The organism is Cupriavidus sp. H18C2, from assembly GCF_049393795.1.
Lineage (GTDB): Bacteria > Pseudomonadota > Gammaproteobacteria > Burkholderiales > Burkholderiaceae > Cupriavidus > Cupriavidus pauculus_C.
Genome location: NZ_CP186010.1, coordinates 1,453,314 through 1,469,821, shown reverse-complemented (window position 1 = coordinate 1,469,821; position 16,508 = coordinate 1,453,314). Strand labels below are relative to the sequence as shown.

Here is a 16,508-nt window from a genome sequence, read left to right as displayed (position 1 = left end):
TCCACCGGCGGCTGACCGAGAGACAGCCATGTCCAGCACCCCCACCTCCCAGCACGGTTTCCGGACTGTGTTCCGCGTTGTCAGCGGCAATTTCCTCGAAATGTACGATTTCATGGTCTACGGCTTCTATGCCGCGGCCATCGCCCGTACGTTCTTCCCGTCCGGCAACGAGTTCGCGTCGCTGATGCTGTCGCTGGCCACGTTCGGCGCCGGCTTTCTGATGCGGCCGCTGGGCGCGATCGTGCTGGGCGCCTATATCGACCACCACGGCCGCCGCAAGGGGCTGATCGTCACGCTGGTGCTGATGGCGCTGGGCACGCTGCTGATCGCGCTGGTGCCCGGCTACGCCACCATCGGCGTCGCCGCGCCGCTGCTGGTGCTGCTGGGACGCCTGCTGCAGGGCTTCTCGGCCGGCGTGGAGCTGGGCGGCGTGTCGGTCTATCTGGCCGAGATTGCCAGGCCGGGCCAGAAAGGCTTCTACGTGGCGTGGCAGTCGGCCAGCCAGCAGGTGGCCGTGATCTTCGCGGGCCTGCTGGGCGTGGTGCTGCATGCCACGCTGGCGCCGGCGCAGATGGACGACTGGGGCTGGCGCGTGCCGTTCCTGATCGGCTGCCTGATCGTGCCGTTCCTGTTCATCATCCGGCGCTCGCTGGAGGAAACCGAGGCGTTCCGCGCGCGCAAGCACCGGCCGTCGGTGCAGGAAATCTACCGGTCGATGCTCGATAACTGGCGCATCATCGTCGCCGGCTGCCTGCTCGTGGTCATGACCACGGTGTCGTTCTACATGATCACGGCCTATACGCCGACGTTCGGCAAGACCGTGCTCAAGCTGGACGACGTGGACAACCTGATCGTCACGATCTGCGTGGGCCTGTCGAACTTCATCTGGCTGCCGCTGATGGGCGCGCTGTCCGACCGCGTGGGCCGCAAGCCGCTGCTGGTGGTCTTCACCGTCGCCACGCTGGTGACGGCGTATCCGGCCGTGTCGTGGCTGGTGGCCGCGCCGTCGTTCCAGCGCCTGCTGATGGTGGAACTGTGGCTGTCGTTCCTGTACGCCAGCTACAACGGCGCGATGGTCGTGACGCTGGCCGAGGTCATGCCGCCGGCCGTGCGCACCGCCGGCTTCTCGCTGGCGTACAGCCTGGCCACGGCGCTGTTCGGCGGCTTCACGCCGGCCATCTCGACCTACCTGATCCACAGCACCGGCAACAAGGCCGCGCCGGGCCTCTGGCTGATGTTTGCCGCCGCCTGCGGGCTGGTGGCCACGCTGGTGATCTTCCGCGCCCGGCGCGAACAGACGGCGCTGCATCCGGCCTGACGACGCGCGCCGCCTTCACGCGGCTGACACGTTCGCGTGGCACACGTAGCGGTGGTGCCGCAGGCTTGCCCGGCGGGTGCATGGCATACTTGCGGCTGTCCATTTGTGCAGCGTTCCGGACGCCGCCTATCGGGCCGGTTAAGAAAACCAATTGGCCTTGGCGCGCGGCGGCACGCATACTCACAGCTTTCGTGCAAATGCGATGGACTTCCCGGCGGCAATGGGAACCACATCGCGCAGTGCAACGCCTCAATCTGTTCAACCGTATCAGGAGAAGTCAATGAAGACCGTTGGTGACAAGCTCGAAGCCTTCAGCATCGTTGGTGTCAAGCCGGGTTTCAACAACCACGAAGAGAATGGCCAGTCGGCTTTCGAAGACATCACCGAAAAGTCGTTCGAGGGCAAGTGGAAGATCATCTACTTCTACCCGAAGGACTTCACGTTCGTGTGCCCGACCGAAATCGTGGCATTCGCCAAGCTGAACAACGACTTCGCCGACCGCGACGCCATCGTGCTGGGCGGCTCGACCGACAACGAATTCGTGAAGCTGGCATGGCGCCGCGAACACAAGGACCTGAACAAGCTGAACCAGTGGCAGTTTGCCGACGTGACCGGCTCGCTGGTGGACCAGCTTGGCGTGCGTGACAAGGCCGCCGGCGTGGCCCTGCGCGCCACCTTCGTCGTCGACCCGGACAACGTGATCCAGCACGTGTCGGTGAACAACCTGAACGTCGGCCGCAGCCCGGACGAAGTGCTGCGTATCCTGGACGGTCTGCAAACGGACGAACTGTGCCCGTGCAACCGCGCCGTCGGCGGCGCCACGCTGTAATTGGCACTGCCTGCCGGCCACATCAGGTGCCCGGTACATCGCATGGAGGGGCCAGCGGCCCTTCCATGCCGAAACCCGCTATGTGCGGGTTTTTTGAGCCCTCGTCGATAGGAGAAATAAATGGAATTCCTCAGCACGATTAAGAATCTGGTTCCCGACTACGCCAAGGACATCCGCCTGAACGTGGATGGCACGATTGCCCGCTCGACGCTGGAAGGCAACGACGCGGTCGGCGTGGCGCTGGCGGCGGCCTTCGCGGCCAAGAGCAAGGTGATCGTCGACGTGATCCGCAATGCCAACGTGCTGTCGCCCGAGGAAGTGACGGCCGCGCAGACGGCCGCCGCGCTGATGGGCATGAACAACCTCTGGTACCCGTACGTCGAGATGGCCGAGGACCCGGACCTGGCCAGCCAGCCGGCCGGCCTGCGCATGAACGCCTACGCCACCCACGGCGGCGTGGACAAGCGCCGCTTCGAGATGTACGCGCTGGCCGCGTCGATCATCGGCAAGTGCCATTTCTGCGTAAAGTCGCACTACCAGCTGCTCAAGAACGAGCAGGGCATGAGCGCCCAGCAACTGCGCGACGTGGGCCGCATTGCCGCCGTGATCGGCGCGGCAGCCAACGTCATCGCCGCCGAATAAGCGGCTTCGCGGCCCAACGGGCCGCAAGTACCGCGCGGCACGCCGCAAGGCGGGCAAGGCCGGCGGACGCCTGGGAGCGTCCGCCGGCCTTTTTCCTGTCTCGGTCAATTGGTGTTGTCCGACACGCGAACCAGCGGAACGACCCGGTGCATTTGTGGATGGCGCGGCCTACAATCGACGCAAGGTCACGAACTTCGCTGTCGCCATGAGCACCTTGCCTTCCCCGAACTCGCCGCGTTTCAGGTTCCGGCTGGCCGCGGTACACGACTGGGGCGATATCGCCGCGGTCACCCAGCAGGCCTACGGGCAGTATGAACTGGAGATCATGGAGGATTGCCGGGCGTCGTTCCAGCGCGGCATGCAGTCCGTGCTGGCCGCCAAGGACAATCCCGACATGGAATGGTGGGTCGCCGAGACCGACCACGGTATCAGCGGCGCCGTGCTGTTCTGCCATCCGGGCGCCACGCTGCCCGCGCTCGACGATTCCACGATCACGCTGACGCAGCCCGAGGCCCGGCTGCTGTCGGTCAGCCCGCAGGCGCGCGGCCTGGGGCTGGGCAAGCGGCTGATGCAGATCTGCATCCAGCGCGCCCGCGATATCGGCGCCCAGACGCTGGTCTGCCGCGCGATGCCCGAGATGGACTCCGCCATCAAGCTCTGCGAGCAGATGGGCTTCCAGAAACGCACCGAAGCGGGCTCGCGCCACGGCGCCATGGCGCGGCTGATCGACTACGTCTACCCGATCACGGCCGAGGCGCCCGCCGCGCCGTCGCCGGCCGCCCCCTGATCTGCCGGGCGGCCGCCGGCCGTCAGTCCTGCGCGTCTTCCGGCCGGCGGTAGATCAGCACCGCCGCCTGGGCGACGATCCCCTCTTCCTTGCCTTCGAACCCCAGCTTCTCGTTGGTCTTGGCCTTGACGTTGCAGCGCGTGACGGGCAACCCCAGGTCCTCGGCCAGGTTTGCCACCATGCCGCCGATGTGCGGCGCGAGCTTGGGCTTCTGCGCGATGACGGTGGCATCGACATTGCCGATCTCGAACCCGGCCTCGCGCACGCGCCGCGCGGCCTCGCGCAGCAGCACGCGGCTGTCGGCGCCCTTGAACTCGGCGGCGGTGTCCGGAAAGTGGCGGCCGATGTCGCCCAGCGCGGCGGCGCCGAACAGTGCGTCGGTCACGGCGTGCAGCAGCGCGTCGGCGTCCGAGTGGCCCAGCAGGCCGCGGTCATGGGGAATGTCCACGCCCCCGAGGATCAGCTTGCGCCCCGGCACCAGGGCGTGCACGTCATAGCCCTGCCCTACGCGAATATCGAACGGATTCAAAACGACTCCTTGCAAAAATGGTTCGGGGGCCGGCTCAGGCGGCCGGATGCCCCGTGCGCAGCAGCACGTCGGCCAGCGCGAAGTCTTCCGGGTAGGTCACCTTGAAGTTGCGCAGCGAGCCGTTGACCAGGCGCGGATGCAGGCCCAGCCGCTCGATGGCGCTGGCCTCGTCGGTGACCACGGCGCCAGCGGCCATGGCGTCTTCCAGCGCATGGCACAGCACGCCGATGCGGAACATCTGGGGCGTCTGCGCCTGCCACAGGCCGTCGCGCGGCACGGTGCCGCCAATGCGCGCGGTGGCGTCGGCGCGCTTGAGCGTGTCGGGCACCGGCACCGCCAGGATGCCGCCGATCGGCTCGCTGGCCGTGTCGTCTGACTCCACGGCCCGCACCAGCGTGTCGATCATCGCCGTGGTCAGGCCGGGGCGCGCGGCATCGTGGACCAGCACCCAGTCGGTGTCCCGGGCGCCCAGCGTGCCCAGGTGATGCAGGCCGGCCAGCACCGAGGCGTGGCGCGAATCGCCGCCGACGAACGCGGTATCGAACCGCAGGCCGGCAAACGCCTCGGCGCCAAAGCGCGACGCCAGCGGCATGTCGTCGGGCGCCAGCACCAGCGCCGTGGCGCTGATGGCCTCGCTGGCCGAGAACGCGGCCAGCGCATACCAGAGCATCGGCCGGCCCGCCACGGTCTGGTACTGCTTCTGCACGGCGCCACCGGCACGGCTGCCGGTTCCGGCACAGGGAATCAGGGCGAATCGACGATCGGACACGTTTATGGGGCCTGGGGAAAAAGTGAGCCGGCCAGCGGGCCGGCCGGTGCGCATTCTATAATACGGCCCTCGCCCGCCGCCATGGCTGGCATGATCGACCGCCCTGCCCGCTGAGCGCCCCGCGCCCCTGCCGGCGGGGTGTCGTCGTTTTTGCGTTTACTGCTGCCAATGCCTGACACCGTTACCGCATTTCCCTTCGCCGCCCTGCCCCTGGTCAAGCCCGGCCTGCGCCATGCCGTGAGCGGCCTGACCGGGTCCGCCGACGCGCTCGTGGTGGCCGCCTACGCCCGCCAGCATCGCGGCACCGTGCCGATGGTGGCCGTGGTCTGCGCCAACGCCATGGACGCGCAGCGGCTGGCCGAGGAAATCCCGTGGTTCGCGCCGGAACTGCGCGTGCGGCTGCTGCCCGACTGGGAAACGCTGCCCTACGACAGCTTCTCGCCGCACCAGGACCTCGTCTCCGAGCGCCTGGCCACGCTGCACGACATCCAGACCGGCCAGTGCGACGTGATGATCGTGCCGGCGTCAACGGCGCTCTACCGGCTGGCCCCGCCGTCGTTCCTGGCGGCCTACACGTTCTTTTTCAAGCAGGGCGAGCGGCTGGACGAGGCGGCGCTCAAGGCGCAGTTCACGCTGGCCGGCTACGAGCACGTGAGCGCCGTGATGCGTCCCGGCGAATACAGCGTGCGCGGCGGGCTGATCGACCTGTATCCGATGGGGTCGGCGCTGCCGTACCGGATCGACCTGTTCGGCGACGAGATCGAGACCATCCGCGCGTTCGATCCCGATTCCCAGCGCAGCCTTTACCCGGTCAAGGAAGTCCGGCTGCTGCCGGGCCGCGAGTTTCCGCTGGACGAGCCCGCGCGCACGGCCTTCCGGGGCCGCTGGCGCGAGGTGTTCGAGGGCGATCCGACCAAGTCGCCGATCTACAAGGACATCGGCAACGGCGTGCCGTCGGCGGGCATCGAGTACTACCTGCCGCTGTTCTTTGAAGAAAGCGCCACGCTGTTCGACTACCTGCCGGCCGGCACGCAGCTGGCGTTCGCGGGCCAGGTGGACGACGCCATCCGCCGCTTCTGGGCCGATACCACCCAGCGCTACACCTTCATGCGGCACGACCGCGAGCGGCCGCTGCTGCCGCCGGCCGAGCTGTTCCTGTCCGAGGAGCAGTTCTTCGTCGGCGCCAAGCCGCTGGCCCGGCTGGTGCTGCAGCGCGAGCCGTCGCCGGCGGACCAGCCGTCGCTCGCGGCCAGCCTGCCCGACGTCTCGGTCAACCGCCGCGCCGAGGACCCGCTGGTCAACCTGGAAGCGCTGCTGCTGAACAAGGCCACGCGCGTGCTGATGTGCGCCGACTCCGCCGGCCGGCGCGAGACGCTGATGCAGTTGTTTGCCGAAAGCGGGCTGCGGCCGATGGTGGTGGACGATTTCGCGGCGTTCCTGGCCGGCGATTCGCATTTCTCGATCGCCGTGGCGCCGCTGCAGACCGGCTTCGCGCTGCCCGGCGCCCAGCTGGCCTTCGTCACCGAGAACGAGCTGTACGCCGGCACCGCGCGCCGCGCCGGCCGCCGCAAGCAGGAGCAGGCCAGCACCGTCGACGCGATGGTGCGCGACCTGGCCGAGCTGAAGATTGGCGATCCCGTGGTGCACAGCGAGCACGGCATCGGCCGCTACCAGGGCCTGGTCACGCTGGACATGGGCCAGGGCGACGAGGAATTCCTGCACCTGGACTACGACAAGGGCAGCAAGCTCTACGTGCCGGTGCACCAGTTGCACGTGATCTCGCGCTATTCGGGCGCCGATCCGGACACCGCGCCGCTGCACTCGCTGGGCACCGGCCAGTGGGACAAGGCCAAGCGCCGCGCCGCGCAGCAGATCCGCGACACGGCGGCCGAGCTGCTGAACCTGTACGCCCGCCGCGCGCTGCGCCAGGGCTTTGCGTTCCCGCTGCAGCCCAAGGACTACGAGACCTTTGCCGAAAGCTTCGGCTTCGAGGAAACCCCGGACCAGGCGGCCGCCATCTCGGCCGTCATCGCCGACATGACGTCAGGCAAGCCGATGGACCGGCTGGTCTGCGGCGACGTGGGCTTCGGCAAGACCGAGGTGGCGCTGCGCGCCGCGTTCGTGGCCGTGCTGGGCGGCAAGCAGGTGGCCATGCTGGCGCCCACCACGCTGCTGGCCGAGCAGCATTTCCAGACCCTGTCCGACCGCTTTGCCGAATGGCCGGTGCGCATCGTCGAACTGTCGCGGTTCAAGACCAGGAAGGAAGTAGACGCGGCGATCAAGCAGATCAACGAGGGCACGGTGGACATCGTCATCGGCACGCACAAGCTGCTGTCCGACGAGGTGAAGTTCCAGCGGCTGGGCCTGGTCATCATCGACGAGGAACACCGCTTTGGCGTGCGCCAGAAGGAAGCGCTCAAGACGCTGCGCGCCGAGGTGGACGTGCTGACGCTGACCGCCACGCCGATCCCGCGCACGCTGGGCATGGCGCTGGAAGGGCTGCGCGACTTCTCGGTCATCGCCACGGCGCCGCAGAAGCGGCTGGCGATCAAGACGTTCGTGCGCCGCGAGGAAGACGGCGTGATCCGCGAGGCCATCCTGCGCGAGCTCAAGCGCGGCGGGCAGGTCTACTTCCTGCACAACGAGGTGGAGACGATCGAGAACAAGCGGGCCCGGCTGGCCGAACTGGTGCCCGAGGCGCGCATCGCCGTGGCGCACGGCCAGATGCACGAGCGCGAACTGGAGCGCGTGATGCGCGACTTCGTGGCCCGCCGCGACAACATCCTGCTGTGCACGACCATCATCGAGACCGGCATCGACGTGCCCACCGCCAACACGATCCTGATCCACCGCGCCGACCGCTTCGGCCTGGCGCAGCTTCACCAGTTGCGCGGGCGCGTGGGCCGCAGCCACCACCAGGCCTACGCCTACCTGCTGGTGCATGACGTGGACGGGCTGACCAAGCAGGCGCAGCGCCGGCTGGAGGCCATCCAGCAGATGGAGGAACTGGGCTCGGGCTTCTACCTGGCGATGCACGACCTGGAAATTCGCGGCGCGGGCGAGGTGCTGGGCGACAAGCAGTCGGGCGAGATCCAGGAGATCGGCTTCCAGCTTTACACCGACATGCTCAACGCGGCCGTGAAGTCGCTCAAGGCCGGCAAGGAGCCGGACCTGATGGCGCCGCTGGCGGCCACCACCGAGATCAACCTGGGCACGCCGGCGCTGCTGCCGAACGACTACTGCGCCGACGTGCACGAGCGGCTGTCGCTCTACAAGCGGCTGGCCAACTGCGAGACGGCCGACCGCGTGGACGACATCCAGGAAGAGCTGATCGACCGCTTCGGCAAGCTGCCGCCGCAGGCCCAGGCGCTGATCGAGACGCACCGGCTGCGCATTGCCGCCGCGCCGCTGGGCGTGCGCAAGATCGACGCCGGCGAGGCCACGGTCAGCGTGCAGTTCGTGCCGAACCCACCGATCGACGCCATCCGGATCATCGACCTCGTGCAGAAGAACAAGCACATCAAGCTGGCCGGACAGGACAAGCTGCGCATCGAGGCCAAGATGCCCGACGTGGGCGCCCGCGCGCAGACCATCAAGCACACGCTGCGCCAACTGGCCTGACCGGGCCAGCCGGTGTAGCATCACACCCTTGACACATCAACGTTTTCGACCGCCCATGCAAGCCGCCGCCCCCCGCACCGCCGACCACGAAGCCCCGCAGCGCGGCAGCGCGCTGGACTGGACCCAGCGCCTGGTGTCGTTCGACACCACGTCGCGCCACTCGAACCTGGGCCTGATCGAAGCGGTGCGCGACCACTTCCTGGCCAAGGGCCTGCGCCCGCACCTGAGCTACAACCCGGCCGGCGACAAGGCCAACCTGTTCGTCACGGTGCCGGCCGCCAACGGCGCCACCGACGGCGGCATCGTGCTGTCCGGCCACACCGACGTGGTGCCCGTGGACGGCCAGAACTGGACCACCGACCCGTTCAAGCCCGTGATCCGCGACGGCCGGCTGTACGGCCGCGGCACCTGCGACATGAAGGGTTTCATCGGCACCAGCCTGGCGCTGCTGCCGACCATCCTGGACGCAAGGCTGCGCGAGCCGGTGCACTACGCGCTGTCGTTCGACGAGGAAATCGGCTGCATGGGCGCGCCGTACCTGCTGGCCGAACTGCGCGACCGCGGCGTGACGCCGGCCGGCTGCATCGTCGGCGAGCCGACCAGCATGCGCGTGATCGTGGCGCACAAGGGCATCAACGCCTACCGCTGCTGCGTGAAGGGCCAGGCGGCCCACTCGTCGCTGACGCCCAAGGGCGTCAACGCCATCGAGTACGCGGCGCGGCTGATCTGCTACATCCGCGACATCGCCGACGAGTTCAAGGCCAACGGCCCGTACGACCAGGCGTTCGACGTGCCGTTCACGACCGCGTCCACCGGCACGATCCACGGCGGCATCGCGCTGAACACGATCCCGGCCGAGTGCGAGTTCGTGTTCGAGTTCCGCAACCTGCCCGGCGTGGACCCCGAGGCCATCCTGGCGCGGATCCAGCAGTACGTGAACGACGTGCTGGTGCCGAAGATGCGCGCCGAGCACGTGGATGCCGGCATGGCGATCAGCAAGATCGCGGCGGCGCCGTCGCTGGACGCGGCCGAGTCCGACGCCATCACGCAACTGGTGCGCGCGCTGACCGCCGACCGCGAGACCAACAAGGTGGCCTACGGCACCGAGGCCGGGCTGTTCCAGCGCGCCGGCATCCCGGCCGTGGTCTGCGGCCCCGGCGACATCCAGCAGGCCCACAAGCCCGACGAATTCGTCGCGCTGGACCAGCTGGCCGCGTGCGAAGCGTTCCTGCACAAGGTTGTGGACAGCCTGCGCGTGGCCTGATCGGCCAGCCGGCCCCCGCCCGCGCGGGAGCCGGCCGCCGCGCAGTACAATACCGCCCTCCCGGCCGCCCTACCCGGCCGCCCGTATCCGTTTCCTGCCGTCATGCCCCTGATTCTCCAGAGCCTGTCCCCGCTGTCCGCCGCTGACCTCGATGCCGTGCGCAAGGTGGCCAACGCTTCCGCCTTCGCCCCGCGCAGCGACACCGTGGCCGCCGCCGAGGACTGCGATCCGCTGACCCCGGCCCTGCGCGACGCGCTGGACGCCGTGTGCGGCGTACGCGGCATCGACTGGGCCGTGGTGCCGGCCGGCCGCAAGCTGTCGGACTTCCGGCTCGTGGCGATGGACATGGATTCGACGCTGATCACGATCGAATGCATCGACGAGATTGCCGATTTCTGCGGGCTCAAGGCCGAGGTGTCGGCCATCACCGAGGCCGCCATGCGCGGCGAGATCACCGATTTCAACGAAAGCCTGCGCCGCCGCGTGGCGCTGCTCAAGGGCCTGGACGCCAGCGTGCTGGACCGCGTCTACGCCGAGCGCCTGCGCCTGTCGCCGGGCGCCGAGCGAATGCTGGAGGCCGTGCAGGCGCTGGGGCTGAAGACGCTGCTGGTGTCGGGCGGCTTTGTCCACTTCACCGACCAGCTCAAGCCCCGGCTCAAGCTCGATTTCACGCGCGCCAACACGCTGGAAATCGTCGACGGCAAGCTGACCGGCAACGTGGTGGGCGAAATCGTCAATGCCGATGTCAAGGCCCGCACCGTGCGCGAGGTGTGCGCGCAGATCGGCGCCGATCCGTCGCAGGCCATCGTCATGGGCGACGGCTCGAACGACCTCAAGATGATGGCCGTGGCGGGGCTGTCAGTGGCCTTCCGCGCCAAACCCGTGGTGCGGGCGCAGGCCAGCGTCGCGTTCAACCACGTGGGGCTGGACGGCCTGCTGAACCTGTTCTCCCGCTGAGCGGCGTACCGGCCACGCGGCCCGCTCCCCTGTTCCGCCGCTGACGTCCGTCGGCGGCAGCTTCACTACCTGCCCGCCGTCCGGCACCCTGCTGCGCGCACAGTTCGATGCGTCTGTCACATTACATTTCCGTCATTGGCATTTCGGTCACATGCGCACGGCACTGCAACATAAGGCCTTGATTTCCTTGTGAAATCAAATGCGAATCATTATTATTAGTCCTTTCCCGCCTGACCGATCCCCACCGGGTTGCCCGACGCATGCAAGCGTTTGCCGTACTTCTATCCCTGGCCGCCGCGGCGTGCCTCTATCTTTCCGCCCCTAACCAGGTGCTTTGCGTGGACGCCAGCAACGACGGCCGCGCCCCGCTGCCGCCGCGCCTGCTGTTCTGGCTCGGCGTCGCGCTGGCCGTGGCCGGCACGTGGGTCATGAGCGTGCCCGAGGGCTGGCCCGTGGCCATCGCCGCCACGCTGGTGACGCTGACCTGCAGCCTGTCCGCCTGGCCGTTCATCGGCACCTGGATCCACCACAAGCGCTACGACGACATGCCGGGCGAAGGGAGCGCATCATGATCGGCACCAAATGGCTCGCCGGCGCGCTGCTGGGCCTGCCGCTGGCCATCGCGCTCTGCACGCTCGGCATTCTCTGGCTGCCGGGCGGCTGGGAAGGCGGCGTCGTGCTCGCCATCATGCTCAGTTTCGTCCTGTGGGTGGCCATCATCAGCCTGAGCCTGCTGTGCCAGACCAGCCGCGCCGCGTGGCTCTGGCTGATCGGTGGCAACCTGGTCTGCTACGGCATCCTCTGGGCGGTCCGCCTCATGCATGCAATGCCCCCCGCGTCGACGGGCCTGGGCCATTGAGGAAATGCTCATGAAACCCAATACCCTGCGCGTCTTCAATACGCTCCATACCTGGGTCGGCCTGATGGCCGGCTGGGCGCTGTTCATCGCGTTCTTCGCGGGCGCCATCACCGTGTTCCACCACGAGCTGCACGTGTGGCAGAACCCGGACCGGCTGGAAGGCCGGCACGCCACAGAGGTCCACGTCGAGGGGCCCGCCATCGACGCTTTCGTGCAGAAGCTGATCGCCGTCCACCCGGACGCCGCCAACAGCGTCTACGTTGGCCTGCCGAGCAAGGAAGAGCCGGACTTCAACGCCTACTGGCAGGACAAGGCCGGCGAGTGGCACACGATGAGCGGCGAGCGGCTGGGCGGCGACAAGGCGGCCCAGAACGACACGTCGCTGGACCACGTGACCGGCGAGCTGTCGGCCTTCCTGAACGCCCTGCACTACTCGCTGGGCCTGGGGCTGAACGGCATGTACTTCATGGGCGTGATCTCGGTGCTGTACGGGCTGGCGCTGGTGTCGGGCGTGATCCTGCACCTGCCGCGCCTGAAAAAGGACCTGTTCTCGGTCCGCCCGGGCCGCAACCTCAAGCGGTTCTGGATGGACACCCACAACGTGCTGGGCCTGTTCAGCCTGCCGTTCCACCTGATCTTCGCGGTGACGGGCGCGTTCTTCTGCCTGTCGCTGGTCATGGTGATGGTGTTCAACATGCTGACGTTCGACGGCAAGCTGTTCGAGGTGGTGCCGCGCGTGACCAGCGCCACGCCCGAGGTGTCGGCGTCGGGCCGGCCCTCGCCGACGATGTCGTCGGCCCAGTTGCTGGCCATCGCACGCGAGCACGGCGGCGAACGCTTTACCCCGAGCGCGATCCGCTTCCAGCGCTATGGCGACGCCAACGCCGTGGCGGAAGTGCGCGGCGACAGCGTGCGGGCGCTGGGCAACGGCGGCTCGGTCGGCATCCATGCCGCCGCCAACGAGCCGAACGCTGGCCAGTTGATCGCCAACCAGACGGCCGGCGCGCGCGACACGAACCACATGGTGTACAGCGCCATGTTCGCGCTGCACTACGGCACCTATGGCGACCTGGCCGTGCGGCTGGTGTACCTGATCGCCGGGCTGGCCGGGGCGTTCCTGTTCTACTCGGGCAATCTGCTGTGGATCGAGACGCGGCGCAAGTCGCGCCAGGCCGAGCAGCCGCGCGTGCACAAGCTGCTGGCGCAGGCCACGGTCGGCGTCTGCATCGGCACCTGTATCGGCGTGGCGCTGTGCTTCCCGGCCGCGCTGCTGTGGCCGGAGCGTGCTGTCAGCTACGTGTTCTGGCCGGCATTCGGGCTGTCCCTGGCCTGGGCGCTGATCCGTCCGCCGATCCGGGCGGCCGTGGAACTGCTCTACGTGGCGGCGCTGGCGACGCTGGCCGTGCCGGTGTCCAACTGGGTGCTGACCGGCGACCACCTGTTCGCGGCGGCGCTCAACGGCCGCTGGGTGATTGCCGGGTTCGACATTGGCGGCCTGGCGCTGGCGGTGGGCTACGTCGCGCTGGCCCGTGCCACGCAGCGCCGCACGCAGAACGGTCCGGCCGAGTCGGTCTGGGCCATCCGCAGCGCGACGCCCGAGGCGGCGCCGCAGGCCACGATGCGCAAGGCCGACGCCTCCTGAGGTCGGCTTGCCCATGCAAAAGCCCCGCATTCGCGGGGCTTTTTTGTTGGCCGGATGGCGCGGGGCGGAGGTTCAGCGGAGCTGGGTCTCCATCGCCTGCTTCAGGTCGCCGATCAGGTCGCGGGTGTCCTCCAGGCCGATATAGAGCCGCACCAGTTCGCCGGCGTTCTCCCAGCCGGCGGGCGGCCACGTGCCGGCCGGGCGCATCGTATCGACGTGGTACGGCACCGCCAGGCTGTGCGCCCCGCCCCATGACCAACCGATGGCAAACAGCTTCAGCGCCTCGACAAAGGCGTCCACCTGCTCGCGCGAGTACCGGTCGTGCAGGATGATCGAAAACAGGCCGCCGGCGCCCGTGAAGTCGCGCGTCCACTCGGCATGGCCGGGGCAGTCGGGCAGCGCCGGGTGCAGTACCCGCGTGACTTCGGGCCGCTGCTTCAGCCATTCCGCCACTTCGCGCGCCGCGCGGTCATGGGCAGCGAGCCGCACGGGCATGCTCGCCAGCCCGCGCAGCACCAGGAAGCAATCGTCGGCCGAGACGCCCCAGCCCATGATCATGCGGGTGCGCTTGAGCCGGTCGTGGACCTTGTCGTCGCGCGTGATCACGGCGCCCATCAGCACGTCGCTCCCGCCCGACTGGTACTTGGTCAGCGCCTGCACCGAGATGTCGATGCCCTTGTCGAACGGCTTGAAATAGACGCCGGCCGACCAGGTGTTGTCGATGGCAGTCAGCACGCCGCGCGCGCGGGCGGCGGCCACGATGGCGTCGCAGTCGGGCACTTCCATCGTCACGGAGCCGGGCGCCTCCATCCAGATCAGCCGCGTGTTGGGCTGGATCAGCGCCTCGATGCCCGCGCCGATGGACGGGTGGTAGTAGCGCACCGTCACGCCATACTCACGCGCCAGCCATTCGCCGTGGTCGCGGTTGGGGCCGTAGACGTTGTCCGGCACCAGCACGTCGTCACCCGACCGCAGCAGCGCGAAGTAGACCAGCGAGATCGCCCCCATGCCCGACGGCAGCAGCAGCGTGTGGCGGCCGCCTTCGATCTGGGCCAGTTGCTGGCACAGCGCCTCGCTGGTGGGGGTGGCGTGCAGGCCGTAGCGCCAGTAGGTCTTGCTGGCATCGCCATAGGCGCGCAGCTCGGCCAGGTTGCGGAACACGATGGTGGAACCGCGATACGTGGGCGTGGAGAACGAGGCAAAGCCCGGCGCGATGTCGAGATCGGGCTGGACGGCGGTGGTCTGGATAAAGCGCGGCGGGTGGTTGGACGAGTCGGAAGCGGACACGGCGTGGTTCCCTGGAGAAGACGGATCGAACGTCCGAGCTTACCAGCAAATGCCGCGCCCGCCACGCGGCCGGGCGCCGCTGCCGGGCGGAGAACCTAGCGGGGCTTGGTCGTCGTGATCGACGACTTGGGCGGCGGTGGCGCGTAGGTGACGCCGCTGCTGGGCGTCATGTCGAATGGCGGGATCACCAGGTAGCCGCCGAATGGCCGGATCAGGAACGGCAGGACGATGGCCGGGTTGTAGGCGTCGGTCCACGTGCCGCGCACCGCGCCGTTCCGGTCGATCTGGCCTTCCCAGTTGCCGGACACCCGCGTGCCGTCGTCGGACTCCTCCATCAGGAAGGTGCCGTTGTCCCATTCGCCGGACAGCAGCCGCACGCCCTTGCCGTCGCCAATCGAGTACTCGCCCTGCAGGCTGTCCCGGGTGTCGGTCTTGGGCGCGATGCGCATCTTGACCGGTTTGTCGCCAACCGTGCCGACGTAGACCGGGTACTGCGAATATTCCTGCCGGGGTGCCAGCATCCGCGCCGGCCCCGTCGACAGGCTTGTCCCGCGCCTGGCCTCGCCAGACTTGATGGCATCGTTGATGCCGAAGCCGCCCTGCCCGCCCGTCGACAACGACTCCGGCCCGGCGGCCAGCGCTGCGGCGGGCAGCGCCAGCATTCCGGCCAGGATCGACAGGCAAAACGTGCGGGGCAGGACAGGACGGGACAAGGGCGCTTCCTCGGGCGATGGGCGTCGGGTGACTTTAAACGCGCTCGAAGATTGCGGCAATCCCCTGGCCGCCGCCGATGCACATCGTCACCAGCGCGTAGCGGCCCTGGACGCGCTGCAGCTCGTGCACGGCCTTGACCGTGATCAGCGCGCCGGTGGCACCGATCGGATGGCCCAGCGAGATGCCCGAGCCGTTCGGGTTGACCTTGGCCGGATCCAGGCCCAGCGCCTTGGTGACGGCGCACGCCTGGGCGGCGAATGCCTCGTTGGCTTCGATGACGTCGAGGTCCTTGACCGACAGGCCGGCGCGCTCCAACGCGATCTTGGTGGCGGGCACCGGGCCGATGCCCATCGTCTTCGGATCGACGCCGGCATGGCCGTACGACACCAGGCGCGCCAGCGGCTTCAGCCCGCGGCGCTCGGCTTCGGCGCGCTCCATCAGCACCACGGCCGCGGCCGCGTCGTTCAGGCCGGACGCATTGCCGGCCGTGACCGTGCCGTTTTCCTTGACGAACACCGGCTTGAGCTTGGCCATGTCGTCCATCGTCGCCTCGTGCCGCACGTGCTCGTCGGTGTCGAACACCACGTCCCCCTTGCGGGACTTCAGCGTGACCGGGACGATCTGGTCCTTGAAGTACCCGGCCTTGATCGCGGCCGACGCGCGGCGGTGCGATTCCAGCGCCGTCTCGTCCTGCTGCTGGCGCGAAATGTCGTATTCCCGGGCCACGTTCTCGGCCGTCACGCCCATGTGGATCGTGTGGAACGGGTCATGCAGCGCGCCCAGCATCATGTCGATCAGCTTGGCATCGCCCATGCGGGCGCCCCAGCGCGCCATCGGCGCCAGGTACGGCGCGCGGCTCATGCTCTCGGCGCCGCCGCCGATGGCGACCTCGGCATCGCCCAGCAGGATGGTTTGCGCCGCGCTGACGATGGCCTGCAGGCCTGAGCCGCACAGGCGGTTCACGGTCATGGCCGGCGCGTGGATCGACACCCCGCCGTTCACGGCCGCCACGCGGCCCAGGTACATGTCCTTGGGCTCGGTCTGGATGACGTTGCCGAACACCACGTGGCCGACGTCGTCGCCGGACACCGACGCGCGGGCCAGCGCCTCGCGTACCACCAGGGCGCCCATTTCGGTCGGGGCCAGATCCTTCAGGCTGCCGCCGAAGGTACCAATGGCGGTGCGCACACCGCTGACAACCACCACTTCACGTGCCATGTCTCGTCTCCATGCGTTCATGTTGCGGTGCACAGTATAGTCGTCCATCGCCAAAAGCGAACGACCGTACTT

General features: G+C 68.4%; 15 protein-coding genes. 10 read left to right on the top strand and 5 right to left on the bottom strand.

Annotated elements, in window-relative coordinates:
• The first annotated feature begins 28 nt into the window (after nucleotides 1-28).
• The 4 genes from EPAKOI_RS06770 (at nucleotide 29) to EPAKOI_RS06755 (ending at nucleotide 3,576) form a co-directional block, all read left to right on the top strand.
• Nucleotides 29-1,318, top strand: a complete 1,290-nt coding sequence (locus EPAKOI_RS06770; RefSeq protein ID WP_423193334.1) for an MFS transporter — start codon at nucleotides 29-31, stop codon at nucleotides 1,316-1,318.
• A 280-nt stretch (nucleotides 1,319-1,598) separates the two neighbouring features.
• Complete coding sequence (locus EPAKOI_RS06765) at nucleotides 1,599-2,147, top strand: peroxiredoxin (RefSeq protein WP_124684421.1); 549 nt, start codon at nucleotides 1,599-1,601, stop codon at nucleotides 2,145-2,147.
• A gap of 120 nt (nucleotides 2,148-2,267) precedes the next feature.
• The gene (locus EPAKOI_RS06760; RefSeq protein WP_124684422.1) at nucleotides 2,268-2,789 is read left to right on the top strand and encodes a carboxymuconolactone decarboxylase family protein; all 522 of its coding nucleotides are present in this window, start codon (nucleotides 2,268-2,270) and stop codon (nucleotides 2,787-2,789) included.
• 205 nt (nucleotides 2,790-2,994) lie between these two features.
• Nucleotides 2,995-3,576 (top strand): GNAT family N-acetyltransferase, encoded by a 582-nt coding sequence (locus EPAKOI_RS06755; RefSeq protein ID WP_124684423.1) that lies wholly within the window; start codon nucleotides 2,995-2,997, stop codon nucleotides 3,574-3,576.
• Between the two features lie 22 nt (nucleotides 3,577-3,598).
• Here the strand turns inward: EPAKOI_RS06755 and ispF are convergent, their stop codons facing one another.
• A complete protein-coding gene (gene ispF / locus EPAKOI_RS06750) occupies nucleotides 3,599-4,105 on the bottom strand; it encodes a 2-C-methyl-D-erythritol 2,4-cyclodiphosphate synthase (RefSeq protein ID WP_124684424.1) in 507 nt (168 codons plus the stop codon).
• A gap of 34 nt (nucleotides 4,106-4,139) precedes the next feature.
• Entirely contained in the window at nucleotides 4,140-4,928 is a 789-nt protein-coding gene (gene ispD, locus EPAKOI_RS06745) for a 2-C-methyl-D-erythritol 4-phosphate cytidylyltransferase (protein WP_313837822.1), read from the bottom strand.
• 114 nt (nucleotides 4,929-5,042) lie between these two features.
• Between ispD and mfd the strand changes: the two genes are divergently transcribed.
• The 6 genes from mfd (at nucleotide 5,043) to EPAKOI_RS06715 (ending at nucleotide 13,217) form a co-directional block, all read left to right on the top strand.
• Nucleotides 5,043-8,495, top strand: a complete 3,453-nt coding sequence (gene mfd, locus EPAKOI_RS06740) for a transcription-repair coupling factor (RefSeq protein WP_423193333.1) — start codon at nucleotides 5,043-5,045, stop codon at nucleotides 8,493-8,495.
• A gap of 55 nt (nucleotides 8,496-8,550) precedes the next feature.
• Nucleotides 8,551-9,759 carry an acetylornithine deacetylase gene (gene argE, locus EPAKOI_RS06735; RefSeq protein ID WP_423193332.1) on the top strand — a complete coding sequence of 403 codons (1,209 nt, stop codon included), beginning with the start codon at nucleotides 8,551-8,553 and terminating at the stop codon, nucleotides 9,757-9,759.
• A gap of 102 nt (nucleotides 9,760-9,861) precedes the next feature.
• Nucleotides 9,862-10,716, top strand: coding sequence for a phosphoserine phosphatase SerB (gene serB, locus EPAKOI_RS06730; RefSeq protein ID WP_423193331.1), 855 nt, complete (start codon nucleotides 9,862-9,864; stop codon nucleotides 10,714-10,716).
• A gap of 338 nt (nucleotides 10,717-11,054) precedes the next feature.
• Nucleotides 11,055-11,288: a hypothetical protein gene (locus EPAKOI_RS06725; RefSeq protein WP_253699871.1), complete on the top strand. Its 234-nt coding sequence runs from the start codon at nucleotides 11,055-11,057 to the stop codon at nucleotides 11,286-11,288.
• Complete coding sequence (locus EPAKOI_RS06720) at nucleotides 11,285-11,575, top strand: hypothetical protein (RefSeq protein ID WP_423193330.1); 291 nt, start codon at nucleotides 11,285-11,287, stop codon at nucleotides 11,573-11,575. The genes EPAKOI_RS06725 and EPAKOI_RS06720 overlap by 4 nt, the downstream gene beginning before the upstream one ends.
• A 10-nt stretch (nucleotides 11,576-11,585) precedes the next feature.
• The gene (locus EPAKOI_RS06715; protein WP_423193329.1) at nucleotides 11,586-13,217 is read left to right on the top strand and encodes a PepSY-associated TM helix domain-containing protein; all 1,632 of its coding nucleotides are present in this window, start codon (nucleotides 11,586-11,588) and stop codon (nucleotides 13,215-13,217) included.
• A gap of 72 nt (nucleotides 13,218-13,289) precedes the next feature.
• On the opposite strand, the gene EPAKOI_RS06710 is transcribed toward EPAKOI_RS06715, so the two are convergent.
• From EPAKOI_RS06710 to bktB, 3 genes are all read right to left on the bottom strand, one after another.
• Nucleotides 13,290-14,504, bottom strand: coding sequence for a cystathionine beta-lyase (locus EPAKOI_RS06710; protein ID WP_423193328.1), 1,215 nt, complete (start codon nucleotides 14,502-14,504; stop codon nucleotides 13,290-13,292).
• Between the two features lie 95 nt (nucleotides 14,505-14,599).
• Nucleotides 14,600-15,166 carry a hypothetical protein gene (locus tag EPAKOI_RS06705; protein WP_124685124.1) on the bottom strand — a complete coding sequence of 189 codons (567 nt, stop codon included), beginning with the start codon at nucleotides 15,164-15,166 and terminating at the stop codon, nucleotides 14,600-14,602.
• 85 nt (nucleotides 15,167-15,251) lie between these two features.
• The gene (gene bktB, locus EPAKOI_RS06700) at nucleotides 15,252-16,436 is read right to left on the bottom strand and encodes a beta-ketothiolase BktB (protein WP_124684433.1); all 1,185 of its coding nucleotides are present in this window, start codon (nucleotides 16,434-16,436) and stop codon (nucleotides 15,252-15,254) included.
• Nucleotides 16,437-16,508: the final 72 nt, after the last annotated feature.

What these genes read in the sequence shown, in the direction of transcription:
- EPAKOI_RS06705 (WP_124685124.1), bottom strand. Translation starts at nt 15,166, where the DNA reads ATGCTGGCGCTGCCCGCCGCAGCGCTGGCCGCCGGGCCGGAGTCGTTG.
- serB (WP_423193331.1), top strand. Translation starts at nt 9,862, where the DNA reads ATGCCCCTGATTCTCCAGAGCCTGTCCCCGCTGTCCGCCGCTGACCTC.
- mfd (WP_423193333.1), top strand. Translation starts at nt 5,043, where the DNA reads ATGCCTGACACCGTTACCGCATTTCCCTTCGCCGCCCTGCCCCTGGTC.
- EPAKOI_RS06720 (WP_423193330.1), top strand. Translation starts at nt 11,285, where the DNA reads ATGATCGGCACCAAATGGCTCGCCGGCGCGCTGCTGGGCCTGCCGCTG.
- ispD (WP_313837822.1), bottom strand. Translation starts at nt 4,928, where the DNA reads ATGCGCACCGGCCGGCCCGCTGGCCGGCTCACTTTTTCCCCAGGCCCC.
- EPAKOI_RS06755 (WP_124684423.1), top strand. Translation starts at nt 2,995, where the DNA reads ATGAGCACCTTGCCTTCCCCGAACTCGCCGCGTTTCAGGTTCCGGCTG.
- bktB (WP_124684433.1), bottom strand. Translation starts at nt 16,436, where the DNA reads ATGGCACGTGAAGTGGTGGTTGTCAGCGGTGTGCGCACCGCCATTGGT.
- EPAKOI_RS06760 (WP_124684422.1), top strand. Translation starts at nt 2,268, where the DNA reads ATGGAATTCCTCAGCACGATTAAGAATCTGGTTCCCGACTACGCCAAG.
- argE (WP_423193332.1), top strand. Translation starts at nt 8,551, where the DNA reads ATGCAAGCCGCCGCCCCCCGCACCGCCGACCACGAAGCCCCGCAGCGC.
- EPAKOI_RS06765 (WP_124684421.1), top strand. Translation starts at nt 1,599, where the DNA reads ATGAAGACCGTTGGTGACAAGCTCGAAGCCTTCAGCATCGTTGGTGTC.
- EPAKOI_RS06770 (WP_423193334.1), top strand. Translation starts at nt 29, where the DNA reads ATGTCCAGCACCCCCACCTCCCAGCACGGTTTCCGGACTGTGTTCCGC.
- EPAKOI_RS06715 (WP_423193329.1), top strand. Translation starts at nt 11,586, where the DNA reads ATGAAACCCAATACCCTGCGCGTCTTCAATACGCTCCATACCTGGGTC.